General features: G+C 34.6%; 21 protein-coding genes. 14 read left to right on the top strand and 7 right to left on the bottom strand.

What is annotated here, in order from left to right:
- From ABD745_RS21515 to ABD745_RS21475, 9 genes are all read left to right on the top strand, one after another.
- Window positions 1–227: T9SS type B sorting domain-containing protein (locus tag ABD745_RS21515; protein WP_344834073.1), on the top strand; the 227-nt coding region annotated here is incomplete at its 5' end.
- Window positions 228–353: 126 nt separating this feature from the next.
- Window positions 354–3,188, top strand: a complete 2,835-nt coding sequence (locus ABD745_RS21510) for a T9SS type B sorting domain-containing protein (RefSeq protein WP_344835085.1) — start codon at window positions 354–356, stop codon at window positions 3,186–3,188.
- Window positions 3,189–3,301: 113 nt separating this feature from the next.
- On the top strand, window positions 3,302–6,154 hold the full coding sequence (locus ABD745_RS21505; protein ID WP_344835083.1) for a T9SS type B sorting domain-containing protein: 2,853 nt from the start codon (window positions 3,302–3,304) through the stop codon (window positions 6,152–6,154).
- Window positions 6,155–6,261: 107 nt separating this feature from the next.
- Window positions 6,262–9,666, top strand: a complete 3,405-nt coding sequence (locus tag ABD745_RS21500; RefSeq protein ID WP_344835081.1) for a T9SS type B sorting domain-containing protein — start codon at window positions 6,262–6,264, stop codon at window positions 9,664–9,666.
- Window positions 9,667–9,830: 164 nt separating this feature from the next.
- Window positions 9,831–10,619 (top strand): hypothetical protein, encoded by a 789-nt coding sequence (locus ABD745_RS21495; protein ID WP_344835079.1) that lies wholly within the window; start codon window positions 9,831–9,833, stop codon window positions 10,617–10,619.
- Window positions 10,620–10,821: 202 nt separating this feature from the next.
- Complete coding sequence (locus ABD745_RS21490) at window positions 10,822–11,613, top strand: DUF6759 domain-containing protein (protein ID WP_344835077.1); 792 nt, start codon at window positions 10,822–10,824, stop codon at window positions 11,611–11,613.
- Between the two features lie 82 nt (window positions 11,614–11,695).
- Complete coding sequence (gene trmB / locus ABD745_RS21485; protein ID WP_344835074.1) at window positions 11,696–12,373, top strand: tRNA (guanosine(46)-N7)-methyltransferase TrmB; 678 nt, start codon at window positions 11,696–11,698, stop codon at window positions 12,371–12,373.
- Between the two features lie 174 nt (window positions 12,374–12,547).
- Window positions 12,548–13,198 (top strand): DUF6759 domain-containing protein, encoded by a 651-nt coding sequence (locus ABD745_RS21480; protein WP_344835071.1) that lies wholly within the window; start codon window positions 12,548–12,550, stop codon window positions 13,196–13,198.
- Between the two features lie 23 nt (window positions 13,199–13,221).
- A complete protein-coding gene (locus ABD745_RS21475) occupies window positions 13,222–13,680 on the top strand; it encodes a DUF6759 domain-containing protein (protein WP_344835068.1) in 459 nt (152 codons plus the stop codon).
- Between the two features lie 97 nt (window positions 13,681–13,777).
- Here ABD745_RS21475 and rpsB read toward each other — a convergent pair whose 3' ends face one another.
- The 3 genes from rpsB to rplM form a co-directional block, all read right to left on the bottom strand.
- Complete coding sequence (gene rpsB, locus ABD745_RS21470) at window positions 13,778–14,542, bottom strand: 30S ribosomal protein S2 (protein ID WP_344835065.1); 765 nt, start codon at window positions 14,540–14,542, stop codon at window positions 13,778–13,780.
- Between the two features lie 200 nt (window positions 14,543–14,742).
- Window positions 14,743–15,129 (bottom strand): 30S ribosomal protein S9, encoded by a 387-nt coding sequence (gene rpsI / locus ABD745_RS21465; RefSeq protein WP_047397368.1) that lies wholly within the window; start codon window positions 15,127–15,129, stop codon window positions 14,743–14,745.
- Between the two features lie 6 nt (window positions 15,130–15,135).
- Window positions 15,136–15,591, bottom strand: a complete 456-nt coding sequence (gene rplM, locus ABD745_RS21460; protein ID WP_047397369.1) for a 50S ribosomal protein L13 — start codon at window positions 15,589–15,591, stop codon at window positions 15,136–15,138.
- 272 nt (window positions 15,592–15,863) lie between these two features.
- Here rplM and ABD745_RS21455 point away from each other — a divergent pair, with 272 nt between their 5' ends.
- Window positions 15,864–16,982 carry a DUF3667 domain-containing protein gene (locus ABD745_RS21455; protein ID WP_344835059.1) on the top strand — a complete coding sequence of 373 codons (1,119 nt, stop codon included), beginning with the start codon at window positions 15,864–15,866 and terminating at the stop codon, window positions 16,980–16,982.
- 39 nt (window positions 16,983–17,021) lie between these two features.
- Here the strand turns inward: ABD745_RS21455 and ABD745_RS21450 are convergent, their stop codons facing one another.
- Entirely contained in the window at window positions 17,022–17,354 is a 333-nt protein-coding gene (locus tag ABD745_RS21450) for a hypothetical protein (protein ID WP_344835057.1), read from the bottom strand.
- Window positions 17,355–17,540: 186 nt separating this feature from the next.
- On the opposite strand from ABD745_RS21450, the gene ABD745_RS21445 reads away from it, so the two are divergent.
- From ABD745_RS21445 to ABD745_RS21430, 4 genes are all read left to right on the top strand, one after another.
- Window positions 17,541–20,906 (top strand): methylmalonyl-CoA mutase family protein, encoded by a 3,366-nt coding sequence (locus ABD745_RS21445; protein ID WP_344835054.1) that lies wholly within the window; start codon window positions 17,541–17,543, stop codon window positions 20,904–20,906.
- A gap of 65 nt (window positions 20,907–20,971) precedes the next feature.
- Complete coding sequence (locus tag ABD745_RS21440; protein WP_344835051.1) at window positions 20,972–21,586, top strand: hypothetical protein; 615 nt, start codon at window positions 20,972–20,974, stop codon at window positions 21,584–21,586.
- A gap of 57 nt (window positions 21,587–21,643) precedes the next feature.
- Window positions 21,644–22,354 carry a Dph6-related ATP pyrophosphatase gene (locus ABD745_RS21435; RefSeq protein WP_344835049.1) on the top strand — a complete coding sequence of 237 codons (711 nt, stop codon included), beginning with the start codon at window positions 21,644–21,646 and terminating at the stop codon, window positions 22,352–22,354.
- 217 nt (window positions 22,355–22,571) lie between these two features.
- A complete protein-coding gene (locus tag ABD745_RS21430; RefSeq protein ID WP_344835047.1) occupies window positions 22,572–23,720 on the top strand; it encodes a serine hydrolase domain-containing protein in 1,149 nt (382 codons plus the stop codon).
- Window positions 23,721–23,723: 3 nt separating this feature from the next.
- Here ABD745_RS21430 and ABD745_RS21425 read toward each other — a convergent pair whose 3' ends face one another.
- The 3 genes from ABD745_RS21425 to ABD745_RS21415 are packed head-to-tail and all read right to left on the bottom strand — an operon-like array spanning window position 23,724 to window position 25,386.
- On the bottom strand, window positions 23,724–24,449 hold the full coding sequence (locus tag ABD745_RS21425) for a hypothetical protein (protein ID WP_344835045.1): 726 nt from the start codon (window positions 24,447–24,449) through the stop codon (window positions 23,724–23,726).
- The gene (locus tag ABD745_RS21420) at window positions 24,446–25,066 is read right to left on the bottom strand and encodes a hypothetical protein (protein WP_344835042.1); all 621 of its coding nucleotides are present in this window, start codon (window positions 25,064–25,066) and stop codon (window positions 24,446–24,448) included. The genes ABD745_RS21425 and ABD745_RS21420 overlap by 4 nt, the downstream gene beginning before the upstream one ends.
- The gene (locus ABD745_RS21415; RefSeq protein WP_344835039.1) at window positions 25,063–25,386 is read right to left on the bottom strand and encodes a PadR family transcriptional regulator; all 324 of its coding nucleotides are present in this window, start codon (window positions 25,384–25,386) and stop codon (window positions 25,063–25,065) included. The genes ABD745_RS21420 and ABD745_RS21415 overlap by 4 nt, the downstream gene beginning before the upstream one ends.

Genomic DNA, 25,386 nt, shown 5'->3' with positions numbered 1-25,386 from the left:
ACAGTGAATTAGCTTACAAGGATAACCTTACTTTCGTGATCTATGACAGATACGGAAACAAGATATTCACAGGGGATAAATTCAACAATTACAAATGGGACGGTAAACATTATGACAAAAAATTAGTGACCGGAACCTATTGGTATCACATCAACTGGAATGAACCCAATAAAAACAAAACACCAATCAAATACACCGGTTGGATTTTAGTCAAAAATATAGACTAACACTTCTTAAATAAATTTACAAACCACGATTTTTTTCAAATCGTGGGTTTTTATTACTAAAAGTTAATAAAAAAAGAATTTAATAAAAATTTCTATTATTTTTGCAATAATCCTAATTCCATATTTATGATAAAATTTCTACTAACTTTTGTATTAATGTTCCTTAGCATTAATACCCTCTTTGCACAAAGGGATACAGACCACTGGATTGCACCTTATTATGCATCCACCTCAGGATATACCAATGCGGTATATCTGTCAACGGACTCTACAACTCCTTTTGATGTCAAGATTTACAACAATAACGTTCTGATTCAGACCGTTACTATCAGTAAAGGGAATCCTCAGTCTTACACGGTCGCTGCCAATTTAATTGCAGCAACTGTCACTTCTGAAGCTCTTCAGGTTATCAACAAAGGATTATACCTAAAAGGTGATAAACCTTTTTACTGTACCTTAAGATCTGCTCAGGGATCTCACGGTGAGATTATCACCTCAAAAGGAAAAGCCGGAATCGGTAAATTATTTTATGTTGCCAATCCTCCTAATACAAGTGCAGGAACCGGTACGGCAAACAACTTCACAGCAGGAATTCTGGCAACTGAAGATAACACTCAGGTTACCGTTTCCTGGACAACCACAGGATTAGTCTTTTTGGGAGGAACTCCAAATGGACCGAGTTCTCATACTTTTACTCTAAATAAAGGACAGTCATATCTTATGGCAGGAAACAATGGTACTCCTGCAAACCTTACTGGGTTTATCGGAGCCAAAGTTGTTTCGGATAAGCCTGTAACCCTTACCAATGGGAGTTCCAATGGTAACTTTGGCGCTTTAGGCTCAAGTGGTTCAGATTTAATTATGGACCAGTCGGTTCCCGTAGAAAGGTTGGGAAATACCTTTGCCATGGTAAAAACAAGATCTACCGCACCCGCTGAAAATATGGAGGGCGGAATTGTCATTGCTACAGAAGATAACACAGAAATCTATATTAATGGTGCTACTACACCTATTGCAACCATCAATGCGGGTCAATGGTACAGAATTAATGAAACCAATTATATTCAACAAGGAGCAGGAAGCGGGCATTTTAATATGTTTATTTCTACTTCTAAAAATGTATACATATATCAGTTGGTTGGTGTAGGTACAGAAAACAACACGGGAGGATACAACTATATCCCGCCGTTGAACTGTTTCTTACCCAGAAAAATTGATGAGATCGGAAAAATTAACGAAATGCCTAGTGTAACAGGTATTACACTAAAACTGAATATCTTAACAGAAGCCGGAGCCGCTGTTACTTATAGTACTAATGGCGGAGCACCGACAACTCCAACTCCTGCACAAGGTCCTTACCCGTTAACAGGAAATACAAACTGGGTAACCTATGCAATTACCGGAATTACAGGGAATGTAACTGTAAATTCAACAAAAGCGGTAACTGCCGGAGTAAACGGTGGATATAGCACGGCAGGATATGGTGGATACTTTGCAGGATTCTCTTCTATCCCTTTGATTAGCAAGCAAACAGGCGACTGTATCCCGGGAATTATTCTGGAAGTGGATGACAGCTATGAAACGTATCAGTGGTATTTAAATGGAAATCCAATTCCGGGGGCTACTACAAATAGCTACACTCCTATCACTGCAGGAAACTATACGGTAAGAATCACAATAGGATCTTGTCCTCCTGCAGTAACTCCTGTTTATAAAGTGTTTACATGTCTTCACCAGTCGACGCAGGCTCTGACGGTTTGTGAAGGATTCAAGGCAGTTGTTCCTGCATTTACGAATTCTACTCAGACTTATGTGCCAAGTACAGTAACAATTATTACCCCTCCAACAAACGGAACAGTAGTAGTAGATCCGAATGGTGTAATTATTTATACTCCAAATTTCGGATTTGCAGGAACAGATACTATGGTTTACAAATTCTGCGGAAACGATCCCGAATTTACAGATTGTGAACAAATAACTTTGACTTTCACGGTTTCGGAAAGCCCGGTTGTGACTGAAGCAACTTTAAGATCTTGTTTCATTCCAACGAATCCGGCAACAGGTTTATTTAATTTAACAACAGCCGGAGTAACAGTAAGCACCGGAATTATTAAACAATACTATCCATCTCCAACTGATGCACAAAACGGAACAAATGAAATTTTGAACCCTTTAAATTATATTGCACCAAACGGGGTTGTTTATATTAAAGTAAGCAACGCAAACGGATGCTTCAGAATTGCAAAAGTTACATTAATTGTTCTTCCTCCGGTTTATTCAAATATTTTAGAAGATAAAATTATTTGTATGGAAGACAAAACAACGTTGGATGCAGGTCCTGGGTTTACAGCTTATAAATGGAGCACAGGAGCGACAACTCAAACGATCAGTAATGTAGCAGTAGGTACATATTGGGTTGATTTGAAAACAGGAGAATGTACAACAAGACAAACTGTAAAAGTATATGCTTCTGAACAACCTGTAATTTCTACTATTGATATTTCAAACAATACAGTTACTGTAAACGTAGTAGGAGGAACTGCCCCTTACAAATACTCAATAGATAACATCAACTGGCAGGATTCTAATGTATTTAATAATGTTCCGAGAGGAAATAATACTTTCTATGTGAAAGACGATTACGACTGTAATCCTATTGATGTGGAAGTTACGGTTCCTAATTTAATCAATGTAATTACTCCGAATGGAGATGGTGTAAATGATGTGATTGATTATTCGGAATTATCCCACAAACCGAATCTCGTATTTAATATTTTCGACAGATACGGAACTAAAATACACGAAGGAAATAAAGCCAACGGATACAAATGGGACGGTGCAGTTGGTGGCAAAAAAGTACCTACCGGAAACTATTGGTTTGATATCAGCTGGAACGAACCAAACAGCAAGCAAACTCCAATAAAATACTCAGGATGGATTCTTGTTAAAAACAGAGATTAATACTATTTATCATACATTATTAAAAACACAGTTTTAAAACTGTGTTTTTTTTGTGCTTTTTATAATATTTTAGAAATAAAACTCTATTTTTGTCAAAAACTAATCACATAACTATGAGAAAACGACTCTATTTCATACTCTTATTTGTTTTTGCATTCATTCATCTTTCGGCACAAAGGGATACTGAACATTGGTTTGCCCCTTTTTCGTCTGCCAGTTTATCTTTATCAAGTGCAAAACAGGCCGTTTATCTTTCTACAGATTCCACCACCCCTTTCAATGTTGATATTTATAATAATAATGTAATCATTACTACGGTAACAATAAGTAAGGGCAATCCACAGTTTTATTATATCAATACAACAGATATGATAGGATCTACCGCGGCAGATCTTTTCGCTGTTGGTACTAAAGGGCTTTATCTTAAAGGGACTAAACCTTTCTTTGCAACGTTCAGATTTACGGTTCCTGCACATGGCGAAATTTTAACATCTAAAGGAAAAGCTGGGATTGGAACTAAATTTTATGCTGTTGTTGCCCCAATTACCAATGCAAGTTCAGGGATGAATTACACAACCGGAATCCTTGCTACTGAGAATAACACCACTGTTACTATTTCCGGATATTCACCCACTGTTGTATTTACAAACGGAACTACGGGAACGGCAATGCCAAGTATGTCTATTACATTGAATAAAGGACAGTCATATATTATTGAAGGAAGAGGAAATCAACCCGGAAACTTAAAAGGTTTTATTGGAGCTAAAATCGTTTCAGACAAACCGATTTCTGTAACCAACGGAAACTTTTTGGGCGAATATAATATCGGAACTCCATTAACAGGTGGAGATATCGTCATGGATCAATCTGTACCTACTGACCGATTAGGAAAAGAATTTGTTTTGGTAAAAGGCTACGGAAATATTTCTGCGGCAACTGAAGATGCATTGATTGTAGCTACAGAGAATGATACTAAAATTTTTGTAAATGATAATCCTGTCGAAGTAGCTACCATTAACGAAGGACAACATTACAGGGTAAATGAAATTAGCAATACCAATTATATCAATCAAGGTACTGACCATTACAACATGTATGTAAGAACATCGAAAAATGCGTATGTTTATCAGCTTCTTGCGGGCACAGCAACTACGAGCGCAACCATTGGTTTTAATTATATACCTCCACTTAATTGTTTATTACCAAGAAAAATTGACGAAATCGGAATGATTCAAATGCTTCCTCAATCGCCAAATAATCAGGTTACAAATAATATTAAATTAAATATTTTAACAGAAAAAGGTGCCACTGTTAGTTACAGTATTAATGGTGGAGCACCAATAACACCAACAGCAGCTCAAGGACCATATAACGTAACAGGAACATTAGACTGGGAGTCTTACTCTCTTACAGGAATTACAGGAAATGTTGCAATTACGTCCAATAAAGCTGTTACTGCAGGAATTGCAGGAGGAAGTGGTGTGGTTGGATATGGAGGATATTTTGCAGGATTCACTTCTGTTCCCGTAGTCAGTAAAACGGGAGACTGTGTTCCCGGAGTTGTTTTGGAAGTAGGCGATAGTTTTGAATCATATCAATGGTTTTTGGGAACAACACCTATTCCAGGTGCTAATACCTATACCTACACTCCGATGCAGCCAGGGAATTACACTGTAAAAGTAGGAATGGGAGGATGTTTTGCAACCACTCCTATCTTTATTGTTGAATCTTGTTATGAGCAGGTTACAAAAAGTTTAATTGTTTGTGATCCTCAAAAAATTATCATTCCAAAATTCACCAACAACAATGTTTCAATTGTTTCAGGGACATTACAGATCGACACTCCTCCGACTAAAGGAACGGCAACAATAGATGCTGCGACAGGAAATATTATTTATACTCCAAATGTCGGATTTGTCGGTAATGACGTGATTGTTTATCACTTCTGTGCCAATCCTGCGACGGGAGTTGGCTGTGAACAGGTAACAATGACTTTAATTGTAGATCCTAATCCTACCGTAAAAAATGTAACCATAAGATCTTGCTATATTGAAAGTAAACCCGATACTGCATCGTTTAATCTTGAGACATCAGGATTTACTACGCAAATGGGACTTATTAAAAAATACTACCGTACTCTTGCTGATCTTTCCAACGGAATAAATGAAATTTCGCCTGCATCGGCTTACATTTCATCAAATACAAAAGTGTATGTAAAAGTGACGAATTCAAACGGATGTTACAGCATAGCAGAGATCACGTTGGTAGTTATTCCTCCTGTAAAATCTACTGTATTAAGTGATAAAATTATCTGTATCGAAAATAAAGCAACATTAGACGCAGGACCCGGATTTGACGGATACCAATGGAGCACAGGAGCTACAACACAAACGATCAATGTTGCAGTCGGAACATATTGGGTAATTTTAAAAACAGGCGAATGTTATACAAAACAGGATGTAAAAGTTGTTCAGGCTGTACAACCTGTAATTTCAACTCTTGATATTAAAAATAATACCATTACCGTAGCAGTAGTCGGAGGAACTGCTCCTTACAAATACTCTCTGGATGGTACGAACTGGCAGGATTCAAACTATTTTGAAAATCTTCCAAGAGGCGAAAACAGTATTTATGTAAAAGATTTTTATAACTGTGAACCGATTGATGTGACTGTAACTGTTCCGAATCTGCTTAATACGATTACACCGAACGGAGATAACAGAAATGATTATATCGATTATTCGGAATTGTCTTACAAAAAGAACTTAGTTTTCAATATTTATGACAGATACGGAAACAAAGTACACGAGGCAAAACAGTTCAATGCTTACAGATGGGACGGAACGATGTATGGTAAAAAACTTCCAACCGCAACATACTGGTATGAAATCACTTGGACAGAACCAAATAAAGCTCAAACCAAAATAAAATATTCCGGTTGGATTCTTGTAAAAAATCTTGACTGATAATTTTTTAAATAAAAAAACCATGATTTTAAAATCATGGTTTTTTATTTATTTTTTAAGTAGATAACACTTTTTATTATTAAATTTGTGTTAAAGGCAATATCTGAATGAAGAAAATTCTATCTTTTTTATTTATAATTTATTTTTTCACCTCTACATTTGCTCAATTGGATAGGGAACATTGGTTTGCACCTATGATAGACCGAACTGGAAACCCGAATCCATACCAAAAATTATACCTTTCTACAAATCGTACAACCTCTTTTCCGGTAAGTATTTATAATAATAATATATTAATTGCTACTGTAAATATCAGCAAAAATAATCCTCAAAAGATAGATATTTTACGGGATTATATTATTACAACGCAACAAACAGATCTTTTTACACCAACCACGAAAGGGATTTATGTAAAAGCTGAATTTCCTTTTTATGCCAATTTAAGATTTTCTGTCTACAATCACGCAGAAATTATTACTTCAAAAGGAATTCCTTCCACAGGAAAACTTTTCTATGCTGCCAATGCTCCGATTACTGTGAGTAATTCTATTTTGAACTTCATGGCGAGTATTTTGGCAACCGAAGATAATACGACCGTTACTATTTCGGGATATAAACCTACCGTTCAATTCTCAAACGGAACCACGGGAACTACTACCCCGACCATGACTTTTACTTTAAATAAAGGGCAATCCTATATCATTGACGGTATAGGCAGTAATACCGGAAACTCCGACGGTTTTATCGGAGCAAAAATTGTCGCCAATAAAAATGTAAATGTTACCAATGGGAATTTCAACGGACAATATGCCGGAAATTTCCCTACAAGTTCAGATATTCTGATGGATCAGGCTGTTCCGGTTGAACGTTTAGGAAACGAATTTGCCTTAGTAAAAGGAAATGGAAATATTGGTTCAAATATGGAAGGTGCGCTTGTAATTGCCACTGAAAACAATACTGAAGTTCGCGTAAATAATGAAGTAACGCCTATTGCAACTTTAAATATCGGACAATATTTTGTTATTCCCGATTCTAAATATCAGCTTCAGGGAACTAATGGTCATTATAATTTATATATCAAAACCACTAAAAATGCTTACATTTATCAGATTCTTGCAGGAGCAAATACCACTGGAAATGAAGTAGCAACAGGAGGTTTTAATTTTATTCCTGCTCTTAACTGCTATCTACCCAAACAAATTAATGAACTTGGTCTTATAGATGAAAACTTTGTTTATTCTAACGGAAACCCTACAGGAATTCTAAATATTCCAACAAAATTAAATATAATCACTGAAAGAGGAGCTGTTCTAACTGTAAATGGAGGTGTTCCACCAGCAGTGACAGGACCATATGATATGACTGGGACAAACAATTGGGTAACATATGGAATCCCGAACGTTACAGGTACCATCACCATAGCTTCTACTAAAGCGATTATGGCGGGAATCAATGCGGGAAGTGATGCAGTCGGTTATGGTGGCTTTTTTGCAGGATTTCCTACTCAGCCTGTAATTTTAAAATCAGGAGGAGATTGTATCCCGGGAATTGTTCTTACAGTTGATCCTATTATCTATGATACCTATCAATGGTATGTTGGCGGAGTTTTAATTCCTGGAGCTACAGGTTCTTCGATAACTCCGACACAATCCGGTTATTATACATGTTCCGTAACGATGGGAAGCTGTGCTCCGCTGATAACCGAACAATTTAAAGTTTTAAACTGTACGAAACTCACTAACGCAACTTACGATATCTGTACAACAAAAACTATTACTCCGACATTTACGACTTCTCCACAAACACCCGTTCCTTCCACCGTTGCAATTCTTACTGCACCAACTTTGGGCACGGCTACTGTAAATACTACAACAGGTATCATCACCTATACTGTAACAAATCCGGGAACAGCAGGAACAGATACATTTACCTATACTTTCTGTGGGAATAATCCCGATTTTCCGGATTGTGAAACTGTAACTGTAACCATTAATATTCAGACTTTAACAGTCAATAATGCAACTTTGAATGCCTGTGATAATGGATCGGGACAAGGTATTTTTAATTTAACAACGGCTAATGTTACAGGTAATTCTCCGGTAACAATTACTTATTATACTTCCCTGCTAAATGCTCAAAACGAAACTCCCGGCACTGCAATTACAACTCCTACAGCTTATCCCGCAGCAAACGGCACGATAGTCTATGCTGTAATAAAAAATGCAGTCGGATGTAAAGCTATTGCACAGATCACTCTTAATCTATTTCCTTTTGCAACAGTAATCAGCAATTATACAGGTACATTTTGTGATGGTAATTTAGACGGTATAGTAAATGTGACTTTAACGGATATTACCCCGATAGTTTTAAGTAATCCCGCTTATTTTCCCGGTGTAAGATATTATGGGAATATCACTGATGCTAATGCTGGAAATTTAAATACATTACCCAATAACTGGACTTATACTACTACTACAACTATTTATATAAGAGTAGATTCTCCGGATGGTTGCCCGCCGGTAATTAAGCCACTGATATTTAATGTCGGAGCAAAAATTCCGTTAATAAAAACAACGTACGCAGTTACAATGTGTGATGATGATCTGGATGGCACAAAAATAATTAATTTACTACCATACATCAGTCAATATACAAGCGATCCTTTGGTTACAGTGACCTTCCACCCTACTTTGGCAGATGCACAAAATAATGTGGCTCAGGTTACTAACCCAATGAACCTTACCGGAACTCAGACCATTTATATAAGATTTGAAAAACCGGGAGCCTGTCCTAATGTAGCATCCATTACAATTACGATAAAAACACCTAAGCATTCTCTTATTTTAGTTGATAAAATTATTTGTCCTAAAACTTTGACAACATTAGATGCAGGGCCTGGATTTGACAGCTATTTATGGAGTACGGGAGCTACAACTCCATCGATTACGAATGTTCCTGCAGGAAGCTATTGGGTAGATCTTACGTTCGACGGCTGTACTTACAGACAAAACGTGAATGTTATAGAATCTACACTTCCGGTAATTACCATGATAGAAATTAATGGAACTACCGTTACTATCGGTGTTAGCGGCGGAACTCCTCCTTACGAATATTCTTTGGATGGTGTAAGCTGGCAAAGCTCAAATGTATTCACCAATGTTCCGAGAGGAAACCATATCATTCATATTCGTGATTCCAACCAATGTGAAGAAATTACAAGAACTTTCGTTATTATTAACCTTATTAATACCATTACTCCAAATGCAGACGGTTACAATGATGCAATAGATTATTCGGCCTTAATGGATAATGACAATATTGTGTTCAGGATTTTTGACAGGTACGGGGCAGAAGTTTTCAGAGGAACTCCTTCCAACAGATTCATCTGGGACGGGAAAATTACCGGAAGACCTGTGAATACGGCGACCTATTGGTATTTCATAAGCTGGACAGAATTTGGCGGAAGCACTACCGTAAAATATTCAAGTTGGCTTTTGGTAAAGAATTATTAATTTCCGAACTAAAAATAAAAGGATTTTCACATATTTTTAACAAAAACAAATCCTTATAACATTCATTAACAATTTTGAAGCAAAGTTTAATATAACTTTAACCTGTTTTCACTACTAAAATAGGTATAAATTGATGCAATTCTGCGTAATTTTGCCCTAATTATATGAAGAAGTTATTTACTCTACTGCTGTTGGTTTTTCTGGCAAAAATTAACGCTCAGCTATATTCTGGAGAAGTTTTTCTAAGGGATAATTCTGTTTTATATCTCAATCAGGTATATGTTACCAATCTTAATACTCAGAAGACTGTACTTACTGATTATAATGGTGATTTTACTATTCCTGCAAATCCGGGAGATGTTATTCGTTTTACTTCAATTGTCACGGAGAGAAAAGACTATAAACTTACTCCTCAAATGATGGATCAGAAAAATTTAATTGAACTAAAAATTGCCTATCACGATATTCAGGAAGTTGTAATTAACAGATTCAGACCTACGGGAAATCTCAGGTATGATGTGAATGCCATAAGAAAAGAAGACAAAGGATTAGCTATAAAAAAAGTAATTGGTTTACCTGAACCTAAAGGTGACGGAACTTCTCCTCAGCTTCCGGTTGCCGGATTGAGAGATGGCGGTCTTACCTTCAGTCTAGAAAGCATTTACGATATTCTTTCCGGAGAAAGAAAGAAAAAACAGCGTTACATGGCTTATGAGAAAATGAATAACTCTGTTACTCAGATGAAAAATTATTTAGGAAAAGAATATTTCACAAAATTTAAAATTCCTGAAAACCTTATTGATAATTTCCTTCAGTTCGTTTATACTTCAGAAAATATTGAACCTTACATTATGGTAGGAAATTTTGAAGCTGTAAAAGTCCCGATCGAAAAATATTTACCAATTTACCAACGAAGATTGAGAAATTCTCACCTTCAGGATGTTGTAAAATAAATTGCACATCTTTGTAATGAATTAGAAAATGTATATTGCTAAAATTGCGATATACATTTTTGTTATTTTTAAATAATGTTTAATTTTATTACAAAATTCAGTATTTAACATAAAATGGTGTGATTTTAGCTACCTTTTTTAGACTAATAACTTAAAACCATATACAGTAAAAAGAAAAATATTTTATTTTTAATATTAGTGAATGAAAAAGTTACTTCTATTCTTTAGTGCCATTCTTTTTATCAATCTTTCTGCTCAATCGAAAGGTAAAGATTATAGCGAAATTTTGAAAAGCAAAAGCATCTACGAAATCAATGCTTTCCTAAGAGATGCACATCCCGACGATCCGAGAAGATCTGTTCTGAAACCCCGGGTGATGGACATGATGAAAGAATATATCAAAAATGCAAAACCAGGAGATCAGAAAGTAAGACAGATGCAGGACTGGCTCGCTATGCTGAAAAGAAGACCTTCCACAAAAATATCTTTTGATGAAATGAATGCTATTATTAAACAAAAACAAATAGCAAAATATCAAAAGGAACTACAAATGGGACAATCTGCGGTAGTATATACACCAAGTACTCCACAGAACGTTTATATTGCCCCCACAGCTAGCTCATCATCATCAAAACCTGCCGCTGCAATTCCCGACGCAGAAGCTTCTGAATTTAACATGTTAATGGCTGAAAATCCGGTTGAACACAAAAATAAAACCGTAAAAATCTTAAATTCACTTTTCGATAACGATCCGAATGCCAAAGAATGTATTGTAATGATCGAAAACAAATCCGACTGTAATATCATCATTAGAATAGAAGGAATCGGGACCACAAAATACAGACTTCCTGTTCCCGCACACGGCGATAATTCTATCGTAGTACAAAAAGGTGATTACTTATTTACAGGTATTGTTTGCGGTGCGCAATATGCTTCACAAAAGACCATTCAGAAACCTTTGATGGTGGCTTTGGGAAGTTCTGCTAAAAAATAATTTTGCAATTTCTATTTTTCATTGTTAAAAACGAAGCATTTGCGTAAAATTCATTATTTTTGCGGGATTTTATAAATTTCTCATGGGTAAAAACAAACTAGCAAGATTCGCCGAAAACAAAATATTACCAAACGTTATTCAGCCTACAAGAGAAGAAGCTTTAAACGGTTTCGAACTTAAAGGAAAATGGAGAACAGATTTCTTTAAGAATGACAGTCCGATAGTTTTGGAGTTAGGTTGTGGAAAAGGAGAATATTCCGTAGGTCTTGCGAAAACTTTTCCTGAGAAAAATTTTATAGGAATCGATATCAAAGGAGCGAGATTCTGGTTTGGAGCCAAAGAAGCCGTTGACAACGGAATGCACAATGTTGCATTCCTAAGAAGCCAGATCGAGCTTGTAGATCACTTTTTCGGAGAAAATGAAGTGGATGAAATCTGGATTACCTTTCCTGATCCACAAATCAAATACAGACGTACGAAACACAGATTAACTCACCCTGATTTTTTAGACAGATATAAAAAATTCTTAAAACCCGGCGGAATCGTTCATTTAAAAACAGATTCTGAATTCCTTCATGGCTATACTTTGGGCTTCCTGCAAGGTGCAGGTTATGAAATTGTAAGTGCTCATCACGATATCTACGGAGCTGCAGAATATGATCCCAATACGCCGCATTTGAGAGACATCAGAACATATTATGAAGAGTTGTTTTCCGCAAAAGGAAAAACGATTACTTATATTAAATTTAAAATTAATTAAAGACAAACAAATGATGAAAAAACACCTATTCATTCAAATAGCTTTAAAAATTTAACGTATTATTAATTTTTAAGTAATAAAATTCACTTAAAAAACCAAAGGTTGTAAAATTTTACATCCTCATATTGTCATTTATAAAACACAAAAATTTATTCAACTTTAAGAATTCAAGTCATGAAAAAAAATGCCTTAATTATATCATTATTTACAATAGTGATATCTTGTTCTACCAGTAATGTAAAAAGCACTTCCAAAAACATTCTGGAAAGTAAAAACATTCAAGAAATTGAAGAGTTTCTAAAATCCTGTCATCCCGACGATCCCAGGAAAAATGTTTTAAAACCTAAATTAATTGCTCTAAAAAACTCCGAATGGACAAAGGGTAAAATAGGAGCAAAACCAATGGAAGCACGCCCTATTATTTCCGAAATCTCAACCAGCATAATGAAAAATCCAGGCTCTTCCGATGCTGAAGAGTTCAAAAAGCTTATAGCTTCCACTTCCACGGAACATAAAGAAAAAACTGTAAAGCTTCTCAATGCCATGTTTAATGAAGATATAAGCAGTAAAGAAGTCATACTTTTATTTAAAAATAATTCGGACTGTAATCTTGTTTTAAGAATCCACGGAAAGAATTTTTACAATATGGCGGTACCTGCCAAAGGCGAAAACTTTATTGTTATTAATAAAGGATCTTATACTTTAACAAGCAACATTTGTGATGTAATATATTCTTCTCAAAAAGACATTAAAAAGAGTATTTTTTTAACTATAAATAACCCTAAAGTAGCTGAAAATAAAAATACTATCAGAAAAACTGATTAAATTTACACAACGAAAATTTAAATATGAAAAAACTATTGCCTTATTCAATAGCTCTTATTACATTCTTGAACAGTTGTGGCAGTACAACAACTTATAAGACGAATTATCCTGTAAGAAAGCCCTATCCTCCTACTTCAAATACAGGAAGCAGTAACACTTCCGCAACTCAGACTGAAAGAGAATATCAAGCCTTAATTAAGACGTATAAATCCGAAACAGCAGAAGTTTTAACAGATTTATTAAACGGTTCCGAAGACAGCCCAAAAACATCAATCACCGTAGAAAATAATTCCCGATGTAACATGGTTTTAACAATAAGTGGAAATAACTATTTTAAGAAAATTCCGATCGCAGCCAATAAAATCGGTTCGGCAATGGTTTTAAAAAACCAAAATTACAATATTTCAGGGATGGTTTGTAATTCTGTTTATCAGAAAACAAAGTTTGTTACCAGCTCTTATAATGTGACAGTTTCGAATTAAATAAAAAACTATAGAAAATTATTAATCTACAATTTTATAAAATAAAAAACGCCGAACAAAAGTTCAGCGTTTTTTTATTTTAAAGATAAATCTTCAATTATTCAGCAGAATCGAAATCTGCATCTTTATCAGCAGATACTACTTCTCCTTCTTCTTTAGATTTTTCTTTATCAGCTTTTCTTTGAGTCTGACCATCTTTGATAGATTCTGAAACAACGCTCAAGATCATATCGATAGATTTAGAAGCATCATCGTTTCCTGGGATAACGAAATCAACTTTTCTAGGGTCAGAGTTTGTATCAACAATACCGAAAACTGGAATACCTAATTTCTTAGCTTCAGTTACAGCGATATGTTCTCTCATGATATCTACAACGAAGATCGCAGAAGGAAGACGAACCATGTCAGAGATAGAACCTAAGTTTTTCTCTAAGTTAGCTCTTTGTCTGTCTACCTGTAATCTTTCTTTTTTAGATAAAGTTTCGAACGTACCGTCTTTTTTCATTTTGTCGATATGGTTCATTTTCTTTACAGCCTTTCTGATAGTAACGAAGTTCGTCAACATACCACCTGGCCATCTTTCTGTAATATAAGGCATATTAAGTTCAGAAGCGTGTTTTGCAACAACTTCTTTCGCTTGCTTCTTAGTAGCTACGAAAAGAACTTTTTTACCTGCAGAAGTTAATTTTTCTAAAGCGTTACAAGCTTCATCTAATTTAACTGCTGTTTTATGTAAGTCTACAATGTGAATACCATTTTTCTCCATAAAAATGTATGGAGCCATATTTGGATTCCACTTTCTAGTCATGTGACCGAAGTGTACACCAGCCTCTAGAAGGTCTTTTACATTTGCTTTTGCCATGTTTTCTGTTTTTGTTAGTTTACTTTCCGTTTCTTAAACAATCAACAACTTCTTTAGATGGGAGAAGTGTTTGGATGCTAAACGTAACGGGCAATTTGCTTTCGGCCTTAGGCATTAAGCTGCAAGCTTCAAGCGAGTTAAAAAGTTTAATAAGTTTTTCAAATAGCTTATTGCATATTGCTTTAAGCTTTCCGCAATTCTTAACGTTTTGAGAATTGGAATCTCTTTCTTGCTTTTTTCTGACCTGGCTTCTTTCTTTCCACCATTCTTGCGTCTCTTGTAAGTAAACCAGCAGGTTTCAAAGCTAATCTGAACTCAGCATTGATTTCGCATAAAGCTCTTGAAATACCTAATCTGATAGCTTCTGCCTGACCTGTATTACCACCACCGAAAACATTTACGGTAACGTCATACTGACCAACAGTTTCAGAAAGGATGAACGGCTGGTTCAATTTATAAACCATCACGTCTGTAGAGAAATATTCTTTAGCATCTTTACGGTTTACTGTAATGATTCCAGAACCTGGTCTTACATAAACTCTTGCTACAGCAGTTTTTCTTCTTCCGATTTTGTGAACTATAGACATAATTAATTATTTAAATTCGTTAACATTAATTGTTTTAGGCTGTTGAGCTTCATGCTTGTGCTCAGTTCCTTCATATAAATAAAGGTTTTTAAGCAATGCAGATCCTAATCTGTTTTTTGGAAGCATACCTTTTACAGATTTTTCCAATACTTTTAAAGAATCTTTTTTCTGAAGTTCAAGAGCTGTCATAGACTTCTGTCCTCCAGGATAACCTGTATGCCAGATATAAGTCTTATCGTTCCACTTGTTTCCTGAAAGAGTAACTTTCCCAGCATTCAAAACGATTACGTTATCACCACAATCTACGTGAGGTGTAAAGTTCGTTTTGTGCTTACCTCTCAAAATCTTTGCAACCGTAGAAGCTAGTCTTCCTAACGGCTGTCCTTCAGCGTCTACCACAACCCATTCTTTATTAGCAGTAGCTTTGTTCGCTGAAACAGTTTTGTAACTTAATGTATTCACACGTTTTAGTTAAAGATTAAACATAATTTCCCCCTAAAAGGGTGTGCAAAGGTACAAATTATTTTCGGAATGCAAAAACATATTCACATCTAATGTATTGAAAATAGTATTATTAAGAATTTATCCAATACAATTTGGCCAAGCTAAAACCCTTTAAGATCATATAATCAATCAAATAGAAATGAATAAATTATGTTTTCTTACGTATATTTAAAATTAAAAATCATTTTTTATTTTCTGAAATAATTATATTTGCCCAAACAACTAAAAACATGAGTCACGGAAAACTGAGAGATGAAAAAAACTGCCTGAATTGCGAACATATCGTAGAGGAAAGGTTCTGCGCACACTGCGGACAGGAAAACATACAGACAAGACAGCCGTTCCATTATCTTTTCACGCACTTTGTAGAAGATTTTACACATTACGACGGACAGTTCTGGGGTACCATTAAAAATCTTCTTTTCAGACCCGGAAAATTGACAAGTATCTATCTGGAAGGTAAAAGACAGAAATTCGTACCGCCTGTAAAGCTTTATATTTTTGTCAGCTTCATCACTTTTTTTATGTTTGCTCTTTTTCCGATGATAAATATTAATTTATCAGATAAGCCAGATAAGAAAGATGCCGGAAACCACAATAAAACAAGTTTTTTCGAAAAAATAAAAGCTGCAGAGGTACAGAAAATACTCGACAGTATAAAAGCAGAAAAAAATCTAAGTCAGGAAGATTCCGCAACGGTTAAAAAACTTAATGCGTTATTGTCCGATTCTTCCGAAATAAATGATTTCAAAGAAACTTTCGAAATGGATAAGAAAATTGATGCAGATATTAATTATAAAGGGTTTAAAACAAGAAAGTCCTATGATTCTGCAGCAGCTAAAAATCCATCAGTTATTGATTTTATACAAAATCCATTGGCTCACAAATTTTTCGAATTAAAAGAAAATGGGGTCAAAAAATCCGAAATCTTTAAAAATCTGGCAGAAAAATCATTCCATAATATGCCGAAGGCTCTTTTCATTTATCTTCCGTTGTTTGCTTTCTTTCTCTGGATTTTTCACAGCAAAAAAAAATGGTGGTATTTCGATCATGGAATCTTCACGCTGCATTACTTCTCTTTTCTTTTGCTGAATATTTTATTTATATTTTTAATTGCAAAATTGACAAGTATAATAAATATTGGTTTTATTAATATTCTATTATATTTATTGATAGCAGTTTTACTGCTGTATAGTATGGTCTACTTCTTTATTGCCCATCGCCGAGTCTATCACATCCACGGAGCAGTAAGCTTTATAATTGGGATCATATTATTTACAATAAATTTCTTTGCATTTATGCTTTTGGTCATCGGTCTTGCTTTAGTAAGCTTTCTGATGATCCATTAAATAAAAAAGGGACTGTCTTATAAAAGGCAGTCTCTTTTTTTATTTTCTCAATGACTTGCTTCCTCTAAAACTTGCAATTAAATAATAAGCCACAAAAACAGTTGAAAATTTAAGAATCGAAGGTATCGCCAATTCTAAACCGAATAATAAAGTACCGACAAGAACCAAAATCCCCATTGCCACGAAAGACAAACCTAATTTTTGGGGTAATGTAAAATTGGGTGTATCCAGATAATAAGCAATTCCCCATGCTATACCGAAAGCCAAAGCATAATAAATATCCAGACCAAGGTTTTCAGAACTGTAAAAGAAATAATTAATTAAAAAACTTAAAACAGTTCCCAATGCAAAATACAGTAATGCTTTTTTCATACCTTAATATAATATGATGCAAAAATAAAGATTTTAGTTATCATTTCTAAACGAATGTTTGTTCTGCTGGGGAACAACCCATTCTTAAAAAACATTTAAACAATTAATTTTCAATAATTTAAATATAAAACACAGGTTCTTATTTTATTATTATATTTGGAAATTCAGAAATTTTCTAGATTTTTTATGGAAACCCAAAAATATACTCCAACAAATAAAGTAAGAATCGTGACAGCTGCGTCGTTATTCGACGGTCATGATGCTGCGATTAATATCATGCGTCGTGTCATTCAGGGAACAGGATGCGAAGTTATTCACCTTGGTCACGATAAATCTGCTGAAGAAGTTGTAAACACAGCGATTCAGGAAGATGCCAACGCAATTGCATTAACATCTTATCAAGGCGGTCACAACGAATATTTCAAATATATCTACGACCTTTTAAGAGAGAAAAACTCTCCGCAGATCAAAATTTTCGGCGGTGGCGGTGGTGTAATTCTGCCTGAAGAAATCGAAGATATCATGGCTTACGGAATCGACAGAATTTATTCTCCGGACGACGGTCGTGAGCTTGGTTTACAGGGAATGATCGATGATTTGGTGAAAAGATCAGATTTCGCGACAGGAAAAGATGTTACAGCAAATGATTTAGATTTAATTAGTTTTGAAAATTCTATAAGCATTGCTAAGATCATTTCTGCGGTTGAAAACTTCTCAGAAGAAAAACCGGAATTGGTAAAAGCCATTGACGAAAAATCAAAAGACTTAAATATTCCGATTATCGGGATCACAGGAACCGGTGGAGCCGGAAAATCTTCTTTAACAGATGAATTGGTAAGACGTTTCTTACGTTCCAATACAGATAAAAAGATTGCCATCATCTCAATTGATCCTTCGAAAAAGAAAACCGGAGGTGCATTGTTGGGTGACAGAATTCGTATGAATGCGATCAATGATCCGAGAGTTTATATGCGTTCGATGGCGACGAGGGAAAACAACGTTTCTGTTTCTCCGTTTATTCATTCAGCATTGAATGTATTGAAATTGGCTCATCCTGATGTTATCATTTTGGAAACTTCGGGCATCGGTCAATCAGGTTCGGAAGTCTCTGATTTTGCGGATGTTTCCATGTACGTGATGACTCCTGAATACGGAGCTTCCACTCAGTTGGAAAAAATCGACATGTTGGATTACGCGGATTTGGTTGCTTTAAATAAATCTGACAAACGTGGCGCTTTGGATGCGCTTCAAGCCGTTAGAAAGCAGTTCCAGAGAAATCATTTGTTGTGGGAAAGTCCATTGGATGACATGCCGGTTTACGCAACAAAAGCTTCTCAGTTCAATGATCATGGAACAACTGAATTATTCAACAGATTAATTTCAAAAGTTAATGAAACCCTTCGACAAGCTCAGGGTGACAACGCTCCACAGTTTCAAGGTTTTGTTGAACAGGAAATTACGGAAGAAGTAACGATCATTCCTCCAAAAAGAGTTCGTTATTTATCAGAAATCGTTGAAAACAACAGACAATACGATGCTAATGTTCAAAAACAGGCTGGATTAGCAAGAAAAATGTATCACATTGAAGGAGTGAAAAAATTCCTTTCCAATGAAACTTTAGATTCTGAATACCAAAAAGCAGAAAAAGATCTTCAACAGGAAAATATCGACTTCTTAAAAAATTGGGATGATACGAAACAGGCTTTCAAAGCTGAGTTTTATTCCTATTTCGTTCGTGGAAAAGAAATTAAAGTTGAAACCTCAACAGAATCTTTATCCCACTTAAGAATTCCAAAAATTTCTTTACCAAAATATAATGATTGGGGTGATTTGATCCAATGGAAAGGTCAGGAAAATCTTCCGGGAGCATTTCCTTACACAGCCGGAATTTATCCATTCAAAAGAACAGGAGAAGATCCGACAAGAATGTTCGCAGGAGAAGGAGGACCAGAAAGAACCAACAGAAGATTTCACTACGTTTCTGCGGAAATGGATGCAAAACGTCTTTCAACAGCGTTTGACTCTGTAACATTGTATGGACAAGATCCTGCTTTACCACCGGATATTTATGGTAAAATCGGAAATGCGGGAGTTTCTATCGCAACTTTAGATGATGCGAAAAAATTGTATTCCGGATTTGATTTGGTGAATGCGATGACTTCAGTTTCAATGACAATCAACGGACCGGCTCCGATGCTGTTGGCTTTCTTCATGAATGCTGCCATCGACCAGAATGTTGAAAAATATATTGCTGAACATAAATTAGAAGCTAAAGTTGAAGCTGTTTTAAAAGCAAAATTCGATGACAAAGGCTTAGAAAGACCAAAATATAACGGAGAATTACCTCCTTCCAATAATGGTTTAGGGTTGAAATTATTAGGAATCACGGGAGATGAAGTTATTCCTGCTGAAGCTTATGCTGAAATTAAGGCTAAAACGATCGCGACCGTTCGTGGTACGGTTCAGGCCGATATTTTAAAAGAAGATCAGGCTCAGAATACCTGTATCTTCTCTACTGAATTTGCCTTGAGATTAATGGGTGACGTTCAGGAATATTTTATCACAGAAAAAGTAAGAAACTTCTACTCGGTTTCTATTTCAGGATATCACATTGCAGAAGCGGGTGCAAATCCGGTTTCTCAGTTGGCATTTACTTTGGCAAACGGTTTTACTTATGTTGAATATTATTTGTCAAGAGGAATGGATATCAATGATTTCGCTCCAAACTTATCGTTCTTCTTCTCTAACGGAATCGACCCTGAATATTCAGTGATTGGACGTGTGGCAAGAAGAATCTGGGCAAAAGCGATGAAACTGAAATACGGCGCAGACGAAAGAAGCCAAATGTTGAAGTATCATATTCAAACTTCAGGACGTTCGCTTCACGCTCAGGAAATTGATTTTAACGATATCAGAACAACGCTTCAGGCGCTTTACGCAATTTATGACAACTGTAATTCACTTCACACCAATGCTTATGACGAAGCGATTACGACTCCGACTGAGCAGTCTGTAAGAAGAGCAATGGCTATTCAGTTGATTATTAATAAAGAATTAGGATTAGCGAAAAATGAAAATCCGCTTCAAGGTTCATTTATTATTGAAGAATTAACGGATTTGGTGGAAGAAGCTGTTTATGCAGAGTTCGACAGAATCACAGAAAGAGGTGGCGTTTTAGGAGCAATGGAGACAATGTACCAACGTTCTAAAATTCAGGAAGAATCCATGCATTACGAATGGTTGAAGCATACAGGAGAATATCCGATCATTGGAGTAAATACTTTCTTAGGAAAAGATGGTTCGCCAACGGTTCGCCCTGGAGAAGTTATCCGTTCGACCGAGGAAGAAAAGCAGGTTCAGATTGAAACGCTTCATAATTTCCAAAAATCTAATGAAGATAAATCTGAAGCCGCTTTAAAAACATTACAACACGCTGCTATCAATCAGCAAAATTTATTTAATGTAATGATGGATGCCGTGAAATATTGCTCTCTTGGACAAATTACCAATGCTTTGTTTGAAGTGGGTGGGAAGTATAGAAGAAATATGTAGTCACATAAAACAAACCTTCAAGGTTTTAAAAACCTTGAAGGTTTATAATACACACAAATGATAAAATGAACAACAAACCTTTACTAGAATCTGGTAAATACTATCATATTTATAATAGAGGTAATAATGGACAGAATATTTTTTTTGATCCTGAGAATTACACCTTTTTTCTGAATAGATTTCATCAATACATTTCTCCATTTTGCGATACAATTGCCTGGGTCTTATTAAAAAATCATTTTCACATTTTGGTTTATGTGAAGCCTTTTGAAGAAATAAAGATTGAAAAATTAGAATACACGGCAACCGAAATTCCTAAAAAGATTGATGTCCATCTACAATTTGGACATTTTTTTAATTCTTATGCTAAAGCCATTAATAAGCGATACAACAGAACCGGCAGTTTGTTTGAAAAAAACTTTGAAAGAAAAGAAGTTCCTACAATAGCATATTTCAAAAAACTCATCCATTATATTCATTTCAATCCTGTAAAACATGGTTTTTCAGATTATATTTGGGATTATCCTTGGAGCTCTTATCAAAGCATTATTTCTCATAAGCCAACCAAACTCAACAGGAAATTTGTAACCGAACTTTTTAAAAATGAGGATTATTTTAAACTTTACCATCTTGGGGAAAAGGATTATTCAGATATTAACGAATTTATTATTGAATTTTAACTCGTATAATTCAAACCTTCAAGGTTTTCAAAACCTTGAAGGTTTAATATTTACAAAATGAAACCAAAAGCCATTTTCAACTGGAGCAGCGGAAAAGACTCCGCTCTTGCCTTATACAAAACTTTAAAAGAAGACCAATTTGAGGTTACTTCTTTGTTGACAAGCATTAATAAAGAATTCCAGCGAATTTCAATGCACGGTGTTCATGTTTCGCTTTTAGAAAAGCAGGCTGAAAGTTTAGGCTTTCCTTTAATTAAAATGGAGCTTCCGAAAGAGCCATCCATGGAAGAATATCGTGAAATTATGAGTAAAACAATGGAGGAAATACAATCTCAGGGCGTTACTCATTCGATTTTCGGAGATATTTTTCTGGAAGACTTAAAGAAATATCGTGAAGATCAGTTAGAGGCAATTGGAATGAAAGGCGTTTTTCCGCTTTGGAAAATTGATACAACCGACCTCATCAATGAATTTTTAGATCTTGGTTTTAAAACAATTGTCACTTGCGTTAACGAAACGTATCTCGATAAAAGTTTTGCCGGAAGAATTATTGATAAGAATTTTATTAATGATTTACCTGAAAATGTTGATCCTTGCGGAGAAAATGGAGAATTTCACACCTTTACTTTTGATGGACCGATTTTTAAAAACCCAATTGAGTTTGAAATTGGAGAAACGGTAAAGAAAACTTATCCAAGGCCAAAGGCTGATGAAAATGAAGAAGCCGGAGAATATGTTTTCTGGTTCTGTGATTTGATTTCAAAATAAGAATGTTTCAAAATATTTCAATTTAATTAAAAACTTCTCATTCACCGACACATTTTTACCAACTAAAAAAATACTTTTACAACTTCAGAAACAAACAATGTCAATACGGTCTCTTTTTAATTAATATTTTATATAATTTATACTAAACCTCTTCATCAGAATTAGAAGTTTTTTGTTCTAAAGGCATACAAATTGCTTACAAAAAGAAAAACATTAAATGAATAAAAAATTACTCTCTCCCATCCTGATAACATTTTTATTACTTAATTTAATTTCATGTCAACAGGAGATTAAATCAGTAAAAACCATTAATGTTGATAAGAAAGCCATCATCGACAGTACAATTACTGTTTTTGAAAAAAATCTTTTAAAAAATCAAATTGACTCTGTTTTCAAAAAGTATGAATTTAACGGAAGTATTGCTGTTTTCAAAGATTCGTTAGAATTGTATAGAAAAAATCAGGGGTTTTCTGATTTTAAGGATAAAATAAAAATTGACAGCAACACCGTTTTTGCAATTGGCTCTGTAAGTAAACAATTTACGGCAGTTTTGGTTTTACTTCAAATGCAACAGGGAAAATTGAGTGTTGAAGATAAAGTTTCAAAATATTTAAAAGATTTTCAAAATAAAGACTACGAAAACATCACCATTCATCAGCTTTTGAATCACACTTCCGGATTGAATACTTTGGGAGGAAAACTTCAGTTTAAAAGCGGATCGGATTTCTTTTATTCTAATGACGGTTTTAATACGCTTGGAAAAATTGTAGAAAAAGTTTCAGGTAGATCTTACGATGAAAATGCTTTGGAATTATTCAAAAAAGTCGGAATGAGCCATTCTTCCACAGGAAATTTATTTGAAGGGGAAAATTTCGCAGGAGCTTATCTTGGAAATGGAAAAGTTTTTGAAAAAATCCAAAATATGCCCAAAAGATTAGGCAATAAAGATATCGGAATTCCTGCGGGTGGAATTTTATCTACAATTGATGATCTTCACATGTGGAATAATGCTTTATATAATGGGAAAATTTTAAATTCTGAAACTTTACAAAAATTCGAAACCAAAAGTGCAGAAAGACATCATCCTATTTTCGGGAAAATGGGTTATGGTTACGGAATTATGTCCAATACAGGAAAGCCTTCTGCTTATTTTCACAGTGGTTATGTGAAAGGTTCTCCTTCCCTGAATATTTTCTATCCGGAAACAAAAACGTCTGTCATTATTCTTTCGAATATTGCCGATGAAGAAAAGGGAAAAGTATTTACTTTTAAACCTCACGTTGAGATCAAAAAAATCACAGATGCCATTGAAAATACAATCGCTGAAATGAAACATAGCACAAAAAACACACTGATAAAAATGTAAAGATTATTGTGTTGAAATATTCAGGAAATTTTGCATTTTGGCTAATGCTTTTTTGTGTTCGAAAAAATTAATTAAAACAAAAATGACAATTACCTGTAAAATAAAAGGTACGATTAAAGCAATACTTAACGGAAATATTTCTATGGGCGCTTGTGTTCTGAAAAACTTAAATACATGTTTGTCATCTCGAATAACCACTTGAAACATAACATTCATGCTTACAACGAATAAACCTAAATTTTGCTGATACATTGTGTACAATAATTTACCTTGATATTTAAAATCTTGCCTTACATATTTTCTCATTTTAGAATTAAAAATCCAAATCAAAAAAGGAGTCAAAACAAATAAACAGTTCTGCATTCTGGAAAGTTCATTATAAACTTCCTGATCAGCCGACCAATAAACAAATAATAGATTTACTGCAAAAGAAATTAATCCAAAGAATAAAGATTTTTTAATGATATTATTATACTTCTCTCTTATAATTTTCTTTACAATCACAGGAATTTCCTCTTTGTAAAATACGGAATATTTGGTCATTTTAAATTCACTTTCCCACAATTTCTGGGTCTTATGAAGCGCTTCATCAAAGCTCAGATCTTCATTGATCTGAATATCCAAAACCTGCGAAATCATATGATCTTTTACTTCCAGTAAAATGTCTAACGGAAGTCTGTGAAGAATAAGATAATCTGTTATTTGCTGCTCTTGCAATTTATTTATCATGTCAATAAAACATTTATCTTTTTAATTCTAAAATAAAGTAACTGAATTTGGATAATCACTGCGTAAGTGATAAAAACATGATTCAACGGAAATTCCCAAAAACCCTCTCTTGTTGAAAACAACATATTGGAAGCCGGAATAACAAACAATAATAACAATAAGTTTCGTAATAATAAAGGATGAAAACTCATCTGTCGGTATTCTGTAAATTTCATCTTTTTGAAGATAAAGTTGTATAAAACAAATCCAAAATGCAGAACAATCAGACTGCCTTGTAAACACAAATAAACATTTTCATTTAAGTTGAAAACAGCGACTAAAATTAGCGCACACAAAAACGCAATCATCATCATTTTTCGAAATCTTCTGTGAAGAATTTCTTTCTCTATTTTTGCAATTTTTCTGAAAGAAAAAAGATCCGCTTTTACCATTTCGAGTTCTTTTGCCCAGCTTAATTTAGTATCCAAAAAAGCTTCCTGAAAATTGAGATCTTTTCTTTCCATCAGGTTAGAAATTTGGGAAATAAAATGATCTTTAACTTCGATGAGCAATTGTGAATCCAATTTTTTAGAATTCAGATATAATGTAATTTGTCTGTCTTGTTCTATGGTTATCATATATTAAAAATCGTGTTTAGGTTGAATAAATAATTTTTCATTTCATTTTCCTGTTCCACTTGCTGTTTTTTTCCTTTTTCGGTCAAAAGGTAATACTTACGGTCTCTTCCATTTATTTTTTGAATTTCGGACATAATCATTCCTTCCGCTTCCAGTTTATGCAAAAGCGGATATAGCGCGCCTTCCGTCATTTCAAGTTCCCCTTGCGTGAGTTCTTTTGCACGCTGAGTGATTTGATAACCATACATTTTCACTTCTTTTGCGAGTAGCTTTAGAATGATGTTTTGCAGGGTTCCTTTGTAAAGACTGTTCTTTTTCAT

Origin of the sequence: Chryseobacterium ginsenosidimutans (assembly GCF_039536845.1) — a bacterium.
GTDB lineage: Bacteria > Bacteroidota > Bacteroidia > Flavobacteriales > Weeksellaceae > Chryseobacterium > Chryseobacterium ginsenosidimutans_B.
This window is presented reverse-complemented; position numbering and strand designations above follow the sequence as displayed.